Here is a 12,727-nt window from a genome sequence, read left to right on the forward strand (position 1 = left end):
AAGCGGTGAATATATCGACAACATTGGCAAAAATCACACTTCTCTACAAACTAAACAAAAGTATCATCTTTAATTTATATACATAAAATCAAAACATTACATGCAAGAACCCAAGCTGCTATTACATTTTTGCATAGCTCTCTATAGCTTTGGCATTGGCACGCCTTTTCATGCTCCCCTTAATCTGTGACGGTCAAATATCACTACATTAAGGAATAACCATGACAACTCGTGTTTCTGTTATTGGCTCAGGAAATGCTGGATTAACGGCAGCTTACCACTTCACTCTGCACGGTGCTAAAGTGTGCCTTTATGGTTCTAAAGGCTTTGACCAGCCTCTAGCAGATATCGAAAAAAAAGGAGGAATAGAAGCCTTAGCCAGCTTTAATGATGTGTCTTTAACATACTCAGGTTTCCAACCTATTGACAAAGTAAGTCGTGATTTAGAGGAAACTCTTCGTTATGCCAACTTGGTGGTTATGCCCGTACCCTCATTTGCTCAAGAAGCACTATTTATCGACATGTTACCGTATTTGCGTGATGGGCAAATTATCATGCTGATGCCTGGTAACTACGGTTCTTTGGTACTTAATCGAATCAAGTTTGAACAAGGTTTCGAAAACCTAGACATCACTTTCGTCGATGCGATATCTATTCCCTGGGCTACGCGTATTGTTGGCCCAGCCCAACTGGCAATTCTGGGAATGAAAAGCTTTTTACCCGTTGCCGCGCTTCCTGCTACCCGTACTGAAAATGCCATTGCCGCTCTACAAGAGGTGATGCCTCTTCAACTAACCGCCCTTAACAATGTTATCGAATCTGGCCTTGAAAACATCAACTTTGGTGGTCACCCATTGATGACCAGTCTTAATATGGGCTTATTAGAAAACTTCGATGGGCAATTTAATTACTACAAAGATTGCTGCTCTATCTCAACAGCCAAAGCTGCCGCCGTTATGGAGAAAGAGCGCCTTGCCGTTGGAGAAGCACTGGGATTAACGCTAAAACCAGAATTAGAGGCGATGAATAGTTTGTACGACATGAATTGTACCAGCGTTTATGACGTCAATCGCACCTCAGAAACACATGGCAAATTAAATAGCGCACCCAACTCAGCCAGTAACCGTTATATCACCGAAGACGCCGCGTATTTACTTGTACCTTGCTATGAGTTTGCTCAATTGGCGAATATCGACACGCCAATCATCACCAGCTGCCTTCATATAGACAATGCTTACAACGATACCAATTACTTTGAAACAGGCCGAACACTTGAAAAAATGGGACTAAGTAACTTAACAATTGAAGAAATCATGGAATGTGTTGCTTAATAAGCAGGCCAACTAGTGAGGCATCGCGCCTCACTTAAGGATAGAATAATGAATAAAATAAAGTTTCCCTCTGCTTATACCATCTTAATGTTTCTGACTGTTTTAATGGCGATCCTTACGTGGATCGTTCCTGCAGGTCAATATCAGATGGTGGCGAATGAAACATTAGGGAAAATGGTTCCTTTAGTGGGGTCTTATCAGAGTATTGATGCTAACCCCCAAGGGTTGATTGATATCTTGATGGCTCCGATTCAAGGTTTTTATGATCCGACCAACTACGCTGCTCGTGCGATTGATGTGGCTTTATTCGTTCTTGTTATTGGCGGATTCCTCGCGGTTGTAACAGAAACAGGCGCTATTGATGCGGGTATCGGCGGCACAATGAAACGCCTTGCCGGACGTGAAAAATGGATGATCCCAATATTAATGGGGTTATTTGCTCTTGGTGGCACGGTTTATGGAACTGCTGAAGAAACCATACCTTTTTATGCCTTACTTATTCCGGTAATGATCGCCGCAGGCTATGACAGCATTGTTGGGGTAGCCATCATCATGATTGGGGCCGGTATTGGCTGCTTGGGATCAACCATCAACCCATTTGCTACCGTCATTGCATCTAACGCAGCAGAAATCAATTTTATCGATGGCATCGGTCTACGGCTGGCAATTCTTGTTCTTGGCTGGCTTATCTGTGTTATCTACGTTATGCGCTATGCCGAAAAAGTGAAACAAGATCCCTCTCGCTCCATTGTCGCGCATCAGCATGATGAGAACTTACGCCACTTTCTACACAATAAAGATCAACAAGTTCCTGAGTTCACAACTACGCGCAAAGTGATTCTCGCCATATTTGGCTTTACGTTTGCTCTCATGATGTGGGGCGTAGCAAGCCAAGGTTGGTGGATGGCCGAATTATCGGCATTATTCCTTGGGGCCAGCATTATTGTCGGCTTTGTAGCAAGAATGTCGGAGGCTCAAATTACCGACACTTTTGTTAATGGTGCGCGCGATCTACTTGGTGTCGCTTTGATCATCGCGATTGCTCGTGGCTTGGTGGTGATTATGGATAATGGCAACATTACGCATACCATTCTTAATTACGCGGAAGGTCTACTTTCTGGCCTCAATGAAATCGCTTTCATTAACGCGATATATTGGATTGAAGCTGTGCTGTGTATTGTGGTGCCTTCTTCGTCAGGGCTTGCGGTATTATCGATGCCCATTCTTGCGCCGTTAGCGGACTTTGCAGGTGTGAATCGTGAACTCGTTGTCACAGCATTCCAATCTGCGTCCGGTCTACCAAACCTTGTCACACCAACTTCTGGCGTAGTAATGGGGGGACTTGCCATTGGTCGCGTTGCTTATTCATCATGGCTACGCTTCATTGGCCCTTTAATTGGCCTTATTACACTTATGGTGATGATACTGTTAAGCGTAGGTGTTGTGATCAGCTAATTCAACGAGTCGCTCAATACACATAAGCCGCAGCATAAGTAACGATGGCTTACGCTCCAAATTGAGCGACTTTTTTATCCCGTGGCAACCCCGTAGCAACTTAGTCTCACTCGCATTGCTAAACGCCATCTTAGCGACTAGATCATTTTCCCAGACGGCCGACAAGAACTCCTCAGTTAAGCACCTCACATGCCCTTCAGAACTTGTTTTAGATCATTAACTCATCAAAAAATACGTCAAGTTGGTTTAATTTCGTAAACCTTGATAAAGTTTATAAAATTAAACCCAATAACATTAACTTTCGTGATATCACTCGAAATAACTTTATGAAAAACCCGTAAACCCATCACTTTTTGGCTTTTTTACCCACACATCTTGGTTTACATATGTTTACTAAGGATTGCCTATCTAACACTAAATAGGTAGATTTAAGTCATTAAGTTTAAGATTGTAAATCAAAATGACAAATGTGAAGCAAGTTCGATTCACCGACGAAGACAGAGAATACTTAAGTAGCTATTTTCACTTAGCCGATTCCATTGCAGATTTAATTGGTCCTCATAGTGAAGTCGTTATTCATTCTTTTGAAAGTTTAGAAAACTCCGTCGTAAAGATCGTTAACGGCCATCACACGGGACGAACGCTCGGCTCTCCAATAACCGATTTAGGTTTGCGGATGTGGAGAACATTTGAACAAGTCGGTGAAATGTCACCTAAGAGTTACTTTACTAATGCCGCCGACGGTTCATTGCTCAAGTCGACCACTTCTATCTTAACGGGTCCAAAGAAAAAACCGATTGGCATGCTGTGCATCAATATGAACTTGTCATTTCCATTCCCTGAAATCGTAAAAACACTGATACCACAGTGTGGAGTTTCGCCAAGCATGGTGAATGAGAACTTCAGTAACAACGCTAATGATGTCATTAACCAAGCACTTGGCACAGCCATTGCTGAAGTAGACCTTGATGACACCATCACGATGAAAGGGCGCAACAAAGCGATCATTCGCTGCTTGTTTGACAATGGCATTTTTGAGCTTAAAGAGACGACCACACAAGTATCCGAACGACTTGGCATTAGCCGCCAAGCCGTTTACAAATTTATTCGCGAATTCAAATCATAAAAAAGTTAATCATTTAGGAGTTACATAGTGAAACAAATCATTGCGACTGAAAAAGCCCCTGCGGCTATCGGCCCGTACTCTCAAGGTACCGCATACAGCGACTTGGTGTTTACTTCAGGTCAACTTCCTCTTGTGCCTGAAACCATGCAATTTGTTGAAGGTGGTATTAAGGAGCAAGCACGTCAGTCTCTAGAGAACTTGAAAGCGGTGCTTGAAGCGAGTGGCGCAGGTCTAGACAGCGTGTTAAAAACAACTTGCTTCCTATCTGACATGGAAAACTTTGCCGCGTTTAACGAAGTATACACTGAGGTTTTCGGCACTGAGAATGCACCTGCACGCTCTTGTGTTGAAGCGGCAAGGTTGCCAAAAGATGCTTTGGTTGAAGTTGAAGCGGTTGCCTTCAAGAAATAACCATTATCAGCAAAATATGGGTATCAATAGGAGATTCTCATGAGTGTTTCGTTTATTGGATTAAGTGTTCTGTTTTTTGGCTTCTACGCCTTACTGTCAAACTTCAAAAAACAGAAGAAAAGTTTTAACTTCCGCGTACTGAGCGCCCTTGCCGCCGGCCTTTTATTTGGTGGCGCAATCCAGCTGGTATTCGGCGTGGGTAACGTCGCGACTAGTGGCTTTGCTGAACTGATTTCCGTGTTTGGTAAAGGCTACATCAAGCTGCTACAAATGATCGTTATTCCACTTGTTTTCGTGGCAATGATCTCTTCAATCATGAACGTTGAAGGTGGCGGCGCGCTGTCTAGAATCGCACCAAAAATCATTGGTATTCTACTTTTCACTTGTGCGATTTCAGCAGCCGTTGGTATTGCTGCCATTTACCTATTTGGTATCGATGCAAACGCATTGGTTAGCACCATGGGAACTAACAGCGCAATCGAAGCGCGTGGTGACTCTCTGATCGCAACGCAAAACGCAATGGCGAACAGCGGCCTATCAGGCATGGCTCTGTCTATCATTCCAACCAACATCTTCGACATGCTAACGGGTTCTCAACGTACATCAACGCTATCAACCGTTCTGTTCGGTATGTTCCTTGGCTACTGTATTCTACAAGTTAAAACTCGTAAGCCTGAAAAAGTACAAAGCTTTGTTGATTTCATCAACGCAGCTAAAGAAGTGGTTCTTTCAATGGTTCGTGAGATCCTAAAGCTAACGCCTTACGGTGTATTCGCTTTGATGACCACGTTCATGATGACCAACGACTTGTTCGCTTTAGCAGAAATGGGCCGCTTCCTAGTTGCAAGCTATGTAGCCATCGGTGTGATGTTCGTTATCCATTTCGTAATGGTGTCAATGTTCGGCCTATCACCAGCTAAATTCATGAAGAAAACTTGGCCTGTATTGGTGTTCGGTTTTGGTTCTCGTTCAAGCATGGCTGCTATCCCTCTTAACGTTGAAGCACAAACACAACGTTTAGGTGTAGATGAAGAAACAGCAAATATGTCTGCAACCTTCGGTACCAGTATCGGTCAGAATGGTTGTGCGGGTATTTACCCTGCAATGCTTGCTATCATGGCTGCACAAGTAATGGGTATGCCAGTTGATATGGGCTTCATCCTGCAACTGATTGCCGTTATCGCGATTGCTTCATTCGGTATCGCTGGTGTCGGTGGCGGTGCAACGTTTGCCGCAGTAGCTGTATTGACTATTATGGGTCTAGACATCACGGTAGTAGCGATTCTGGTTTCAATTGAAGCTCTGATCGATATGGCACGTACTGCGCTAAACATTTCAGGTTCAATGCTGTCAGGCGTATTAACCGCGAAGAAGAATGGCTCACTGAATCTTGAGCAATACAATTCAGACAATGGCGCTGTTAGCGCTAAAGAGAGCGAAGCGGCAGCTTAATCTCTTGGTTTAAGAAAGAGCATCCACTTTGGGTGCTCTTTCGTTTTTCAGAATTTCAGTTATTTAGGTAGTTAAAATGAAAGTTGTTGTCATTGGCGGTAATGCCGCAGGTATGAGCTTCGCTGCAAAATACAAAAGAAATCAACCATCAAGCGATGTCATCGTGATTGAAAAACGCGACTACATTTCGTTCGGCGCTTGTGGCCTACCTTACTTTGCAGGTGGCATGTTTGATGACACGGAACGTATGATTTCTCGTACACCTGAGCAGGCTATTCAATCAGGTTTAGATGTTCGCGTTAACACCGAAATGGTGGCGCTGAATCGCACTGAAAAACAAATCACGCTTCGCCATAACGCAGCAGAAAGCGTGTTGGATTACGATCTACTGATTATCGCAACTGGCGCTCGTCCTATCCTACCTGCTTTTGGTGAATACAACCCAGAGCATGTCTACACTCTTACCAGTCAAGAAGATGGCCTGGCGGTTAAAGAAGCTTTTAAAGACAGCAGCAAACAGCGCGTTTGTGTGATTGGCGCAGGCTTTATTGGCCTTGAAGTCTTTGACGCAGCCCATGGTCTGGATAAACACGTCACCATCATTGAGCGTGAACAGCACATCATGAGCCGTCAATTCAGCCCAGAAATGATCTCGGTTGTGGAAGAGGCTATTCGTGAATCGGGTGCCGATCTGAAAACCGGTTGTAGTGTTTCCGCTATTGCTGATGCTCCACAAGGCGGTTATATCGTATCAACAGACAATGGTGATGTTGAAGCGGATATCGTACTCCTATCACTCGGCTTTAGACCAAACACAGAAGCATTCGAATTAGCTAAAGCGACCAACGGAGCACTGCTTGTCGATGAGTTTGGTGCGACGGAAGATGCTCATATCTACGCAGTCGGTGACTGTGCGGTTGTTCATCATATGGCGCTTGGTCACTCAATGTATTTGCCGCTGGCAACAACAGCCAACAAGCAAGCTCGTATGATGGCAGATAACCTTGCAGGCAAAGACACCCATATGACCGGTTTCTTAGGCTCATCATGCTTAAAAGTATTGGATTACGAACTCGCATGTACCGGTGTCTCTGAACTGTTGGCCAAAGAGCATAATATGGCCGTCAAAGCCTCGACGATTGCAGATAAAAACCAAACGGATTACTACCCGAACCAAGAAGATATTAAGGTTAAGTTAGTATACCACCCAGACACTCACGTTCTATTGGGTGGTGAAATCATCGGTAAAAAAGGCGCTGTAGGCCGCGTGAATGCACTCGCAGTCGCGATTGTCGCCAAGATGACCACTGAACAACTTGGTTACATGGACTTCTGCTACGCGCCACCTTTCTCACGTACGTGGGATGCACTAAACGTGGCTGGTAACGTCGCTAAGTAAACTCATTCGACATTTAAATAGCATTCTAAATTAACCCATTAATATAGGGCCTTCTGGTTAGATGGCCCTTCATCTTTAGGCTCTTCAATGCCTTTCTCATCCATTGACACGTCAAGAAAAAAACCAACAACATTACATTGCAAATATATTACATAAATTTTGTGACCTGAACTGCATAACACCAATATCCTGAAGAGTAAGCTGCGGGCGTCAGGCGATACCGGCCTAGACATCCAAAATTAAATACGCTCATCCAAAGGAACAATCATGCGATTTACCAAACCTTTAACGCTTGCGATCAGTGCCCTTCTATTAAGTTCATCTTTCGTTTCAGCCGCGCCACTAGAGACGATTGATATGCAGTCTTATATTGCTCAATCTCCAGCCACTGGAGCTTACCAAGATATCGATTGGGTAACCGTCTCTGATATTCAGAAAGAGCTACCTAAACACCCAATTACCGTGGGCTTAGATATTGATGACACCATGCTATTCTCATCACCTGCGTTCTACTATGGTAAACAAAAATACTCTCCAAACTCTTTCGATTACCTTAACAATCAAGAATTTTGGAATGAAGCTAGTACTGGTTTAGATCAGTTCTCTATTCCTAAAAAATCGGCGCTTAAACTCGTAAATATGCACCTGAAGCATGGTGACACGATTTATTTTATTACTGGTCGCACGGCCCCTGAAGGTCAAGAAACCGTAACCACATTGATTCGCAATCTATTCCCTGCTGAATACCGTGACCAAATCAAACCGGTTGTATTTGCTGGCGGTTTAGAGAAAGAAAAACAACTGAAAGCGGCAAATATCACGATGTTCTATGGTGATGCTGATGCCGATATTACGAGTGCTCAGCACGTTGGTGCAGAAGGTATTCGTTTCCTACGCAATGCTCAGTCAACCAACAATCCAATGCCTCAAGCAGGCAAATATGGTGAAGCAGTATTGATTGATTCGAACTACTAATTCATTTGATTTTCGAGCCACCATTCATCAATTGATTCATGAATGGTGGCTTTTCATTTTGTCATGTCTATTTCTGTATGGATTAACGGCTTAATATCATGATTGAGTCGCACATGGACCCGCGTACAATCACCCACCCTATGGAAAAATACAGAGCAGATAACCACAACCTCTTCTTAAACCGATCGCTTCCATTTAATTTATTCCTCTTCGCCGCTTTTATTTCTCTTTATATTTCTTTTTGTTGTTATTTTTATTAATAAAAAATCAACACTAACAACACTTATCCACCACCTAACTAGAACATTGAATTTAATTTTTAATTCAAATTAATACTTCCTTGATATTTTACATAACACCAAGTACTGACGAATAAAACCCACATACCTCACAAGTTTACCCCCACATATTAGAGATAAACACAAAACTGTGACTCCAAAGACAGCAATGGAAATTAAATTTTAACCCTTGGATTATTGAGAGAATTATCACCTTATTTATTTTTTAACTCTTATAGCATTACCTGTATAGACAGCTTTGATGGTGTATATCAAGGTTAACGTAATAAAGGTAAACATATGCTTTCAACTCTCCTTACTGAACAGCGCATCTCTATTGTTGATGACATTTCAAACTGGCAGGATGCCATTCATCTGGTATGCCAACCATTAATTGAGTCTGGTGATATTCAACCTGAATATGTTGATGCCATCATCAATTCAACTCTAGAACTTGGCCCTTACTACGTTCTTGCCCCGATGATTGCTATGCCACACGCTCGTCCAGAGCAAGGCGTCAACAATAACGCTCTATCCCTACTTGTGGTTCGTAATGGCGTTGAATTTCATAGCGAAGATAACGATCCAGTAAAAATTCTTTTGTTGCTAGCGGCTAAAGATAGCAACCAACACATCGAGCTGATCACCTCTATTTCAGAATTCTTCTGTAGTGAAGAAGACGTATTAGAAGTATCAAAGGCTCTAGAAAAACAACAAATTATTGAAACAATCAAAAAATTCTGAGGATAAAACTATGCGTATTATGGCTGTATGTAGCACTGGTCTAGGTTCTTCTTTCATGATCGAAATGAAGGTTAAAGAAGTGATGCGTGAATTAGGTATCGATGCAGAAGTTGAACATACCGATTTAGGCTCTGTAACTCCAGACATGGCTGATGTTTTTATTTGTACAAAAGATCTTGCGGACAGTATTCATGCTGGTGATGTTATTTCAATTCCAAACATTACCGACAAAGCAGCAATGAAAGAAAAAATCGAAGCTTACTTAAATCGTAACTAAAGGAACTTATTATGCTCCATTTTATTACTGATATTCTTAGCACCCCTGCAATACTGATTGGTTTAGTCGCCTTATTAGGTTTGGCTATCCAGAAAAAATCGAGTTCTGATGTTATTAAGGGCACGATTAAAACCATTCTTGGCTTCATTGTTATCGGCGGTGGCGCTGGTATTCTGGTTGCCGCAGTTACTCCAATGGGCGTACTGATGGAAGAAGGCTTCAGCCTTCGTGGTGTGATCCCAAACAACGAAGCTATCTACGCAACTGCAATGGCGGATTTTGGGGCGGCGACCTCAATGATCATGGCATTCGGTATGGTGGCAAATATCTTCTTTGCTCGTTACTCAAAATTTAAGTTCATCTTCTTAACTGGTCACCACACTCTGTACATGGCATGTATGATTGCCATCATCCTAAGTGTTGCTGGCTTTAGCGGTGCGATGTTGGTGTTCTTAGGTTCAGTGAGCTTAGGTCTAATCATGGTGTTGTTCCCAGCGATGGCACAGCCATTCATGCGTAAGATCACCGGTAGCGATGATGTTGCATTTGGTCACTTCTCAACGGTTGGCTATGTCGCTTCGGCTCTCGTTGGTCAAGTAGTCGGTAAAGGCTCAAAGAGCACTGAAGAAATGAATCTACCGAAGAACCTTGTGTTCCTTCGTGACTCTTCAATTTCTATTTCGCTAACCATGGGTGTGATCTACTTAATCCTTGTTCTAGCCGCTGGCTCTGAGTTTGTTACCGAAAACCTAAGTAATGGCCAAAACCCAATTGTTTACGCAATTCTGACTGCCATCGGCTTTGCTGCGGGTGTATTCGTTATCCTACAAGGTGTACGTCTAGTACTTGCTGAAATCGTACCAGCCTTTACCGGTATTTCACAAAAATTGGTACCAAATGCAAAACCAGCACTAGATTGCCCTATCGTATTCCCTTACGCACAAAATGCGGTACTTATCGGTTTCCTATGTAGTTTCTTAGGCGGCTTGGTCAGCATGGGTATCTTGGGTGTGATGGAGCTAACGCTTATCCTTCCAGGTGTGGTTCCTCACTTCTTTACTGGTGCAACAGCAGGCGTGTTTGGTAACGCAACTGGTGGTCGTCGCGGCGCTGCAATCGGTGCTTTCGTCAACGGTGTGGTTATTACGTTCCTAACACTATGGCTACTGCCTGTACTTGGCGACCTAGGCTTTGCCAACACAACATTCTCTGATTCTGACTTCGCAGTTACAGGTATCTTCCTTGGCTACCTAGCAATGATTGGTAAAGAAGCAGTAATCATCGGTATCGCACTTGTTGCTGGTGCTGTACTAAGCACTAACTTCTTAGGCAAGAAATCTGCTGATACTGCAGAAAACATCTAAATTCCTAGCGGGCTGTTCCCCCAGCCCGCTCTCTCCTATTTTCCGAGGTTATTATGCCTACTAATGAAATGCAGTCTCCACTCGACCTGCGTCAAATCGAATCGTTTAATTTATCGATTAAAAAAGAACTCTCTAAAGCATTGTTAAATATGGGCTACGGCCACTTTGGTGGCTGCTTATCTGTCACTGAAACCTTAGCTTGTTTGTACGGTCGCTACCTAAAACACAACCCACAAAATCCGCAAATGAAAGACCGCGATCTATTTGTTCTTTCTAAAGGCCATGCTGGTCCAGCACTGTATGCCACACTCGCGCTACGTGGATTTTTCGACCTTTCTTGGCTGCAAACTATCAACGCTAATGGTACTAACCTACCAAGCCACGCTGATATGAATAAAACGCCTGGCGTCGACATGACCACTGGCTCTCTGGGCCAAGGTATCTCATGCGCGACAGGTATGGCTGCGGGTTCAAAATCGAACGTTTTCACTATCGTCGGTGACGGTGAGCTACAAGAAGGCCAATGCTGGGAAGCGATTCAATTTGCTGCCCACCATAAACTGAGCAATCTCGTTGTTTTTGTTGATAACAACAAGCGCCAACTAGATGGTGACATTTCTGATATTCAAGAATCTTTCGACCTACAGAAAAAGTTTGAAGCTTTTGGCTTCCAATCTCTGGCTGTTGATGGCGCAAATGTAGGCGCTATTTGTGATGTTACTGAGCAAGCTCTCGCGACCACTGATCGCCCGACCGCCATCATCCTAGATACGGTTAAAGGCCAAGGCATTCCAACGGTTGTTAATATTTCAGCTAACCACCACCTACGTTTAGATGATGAACTTCGTGCCGCTATTGAAACTGACATCGCTCTGTTAGACAAAAAAATTGAGGAGCTAAAATGAACAAAGAACTTCGAGTCATTCATGCGGAAATGTTAATTGAATTAGCAGAGCAACACGATGACGTAATGGTATTAGAAGCCGATTTAATGGGCAGTATGAGCACACGTAAATTTGCCGATGCTTTCCCGAATAATTTCCTGCAATGTGGTATCGCAGAAGCGAATATGATCGGTGTTGCCGCTGGACTAGCAGCGGTAGGTAAAGTGCCTTTCGTTCATTCATTTGGCTGTTTCGCGACACGCCGTTGTTATGATCAAATCTTCCTTGCGGGTGGTTACGCAAAGCAACATATCAATATTTTTGGTAGTGATGCAGGCGTTACTGCAGTCACTAACGGTGGCACTCATATGCCATTTGAAGATACTGGTCTAATGCGTCTCGTACCAAACGCTACTGTGATTGATGTGTCTGATGAGCATGTATTACGCGCTGCGATGCGTTACGCATACAACAACAAAGGCGTTAACTACATTCGTTCTACTCGTAAAGATCTTCCACACTTACATCAATCGGAAGCTGATATTGAAATTGGTAAAGGTAATGTACTAAAAGATGGTGAGACCATTACCCTTATCGCTTCTGGTATTTGTGTACACGATGCAATGCAAGCCGCAAATATGATTGAAGCACAAACGGGTCATAGTGTTGCTGTAATCGACATGCACACGATCAAGCCACTTGATAGTGAGTTAGTGGCTAAGTTCGCGGCTAAAACAGGCTGTGTGATTACCATTGAAAACCACAATGTCATTGGTGGCTTGGGGGATGCTGTCGCTTGTGAACTTCTTTCTTCTGGTGTTGCTGTAAAACAGTTCCATAAACTCGGCGTACAAGAACAATATGGTCAAGTTGGCTCATTGGATTTCTTAAAAGAAACTTATGGTATCAGCGCAACGAAAATTACCGAATTCTGCCTAGAAGTTCTAAATAAGCGTTAATCTTTGTTTCATTTAGGTTTCATTGATGAAATCTAAATGGCTTTTTTAAATGCTTAGTGTCAATTATACTGA

At 43.2% G+C, this 12,727-nt stretch carries 12 protein-coding genes; all 12 read left to right on the forward strand.

Annotated elements, in window-relative coordinates; translation table 11 throughout:
• The first annotated feature begins 221 nt into the window (after positions 1-221).
• The 12 genes from RH86_RS17795 (at position 222) to RH86_RS17850 (ending at position 12,655) form a co-directional block, all read left to right on the forward strand.
• Positions 222-1,331, forward strand: coding sequence for an NAD/NADP octopine/nopaline dehydrogenase family protein (locus RH86_RS17795; RefSeq protein ID WP_009387813.1), 1,110 nt, complete (start codon positions 222-224; stop codon positions 1,329-1,331).
• 48 nt (positions 1,332-1,379) lie between these two features.
• Complete coding sequence (locus RH86_RS17800; RefSeq protein WP_009387814.1) at positions 1,380-2,786, forward strand: YfcC family protein; 1,407 nt, start codon at positions 1,380-1,382, stop codon at positions 2,784-2,786.
• 460 nt (positions 2,787-3,246) lie between these two features.
• On the forward strand, positions 3,247-3,912 hold the full coding sequence (locus RH86_RS17805; protein WP_009387815.1) for a transcriptional regulator: 666 nt from the start codon (positions 3,247-3,249) through the stop codon (positions 3,910-3,912).
• A 27-nt stretch (positions 3,913-3,939) separates the two neighbouring features.
• On the forward strand, positions 3,940-4,323 hold the full coding sequence (locus tag RH86_RS17810) for a RidA family protein (RefSeq protein WP_005593941.1): 384 nt from the start codon (positions 3,940-3,942) through the stop codon (positions 4,321-4,323).
• 39 nt (positions 4,324-4,362) lie between these two features.
• Positions 4,363-5,775 (forward strand): cation:dicarboxylate symporter family transporter, encoded by a 1,413-nt coding sequence (locus tag RH86_RS17815; RefSeq protein ID WP_009387818.1) that lies wholly within the window; start codon positions 4,363-4,365, stop codon positions 5,773-5,775.
• A gap of 76 nt (positions 5,776-5,851) precedes the next feature.
• A complete protein-coding gene (locus RH86_RS17820) occupies positions 5,852-7,174 on the forward strand; it encodes a CoA-disulfide reductase (protein ID WP_009387820.1) in 1,323 nt (440 codons plus the stop codon).
• 267 nt (positions 7,175-7,441) lie between these two features.
• Positions 7,442-8,149 carry an acid phosphatase AphA gene (aphA, locus tag RH86_RS17825; protein ID WP_009387822.1) on the forward strand — a complete coding sequence of 236 codons (708 nt, stop codon included), beginning with the start codon at positions 7,442-7,444 and terminating at the stop codon, positions 8,147-8,149.
• Between the two features lie 578 nt (positions 8,150-8,727).
• Entirely contained in the window at positions 8,728-9,171 is a 444-nt protein-coding gene (locus RH86_RS17830) for a PTS sugar transporter subunit IIA (RefSeq protein ID WP_005593936.1), read from the forward strand.
• Positions 9,172-9,181: 10 nt separating this feature from the next.
• A complete protein-coding gene (locus RH86_RS17835; protein WP_005593935.1) occupies positions 9,182-9,448 on the forward strand; it encodes a PTS sugar transporter subunit IIB in 267 nt (88 codons plus the stop codon).
• A gap of 11 nt (positions 9,449-9,459) precedes the next feature.
• Positions 9,460-10,812, forward strand: a complete 1,353-nt coding sequence (locus RH86_RS17840) for a PTS ascorbate transporter subunit IIC (RefSeq protein WP_009387825.1) — start codon at positions 9,460-9,462, stop codon at positions 10,810-10,812.
• Between the two features lie 53 nt (positions 10,813-10,865).
• Positions 10,866-11,717: a transketolase gene (locus tag RH86_RS17845; protein ID WP_009387827.1), complete on the forward strand. Its 852-nt coding sequence runs from the start codon at positions 10,866-10,868 to the stop codon at positions 11,715-11,717.
• Positions 11,714-12,655, forward strand: a complete 942-nt coding sequence (locus RH86_RS17850; RefSeq protein ID WP_006712375.1) for a transketolase family protein — start codon at positions 11,714-11,716, stop codon at positions 12,653-12,655. Before RH86_RS17845 ends, RH86_RS17850 begins: the two co-directional genes overlap by 4 nt.
• The last annotated feature ends 72 nt before the right edge of the window (positions 12,656-12,727 follow it).

Source organism: Vibrio sp. N418, assembly GCF_000222565.1.
GTDB classification, from domain to species: Bacteria; Pseudomonadota; Gammaproteobacteria; order Enterobacterales; family Vibrionaceae; genus Vibrio; species Vibrio scophthalmi.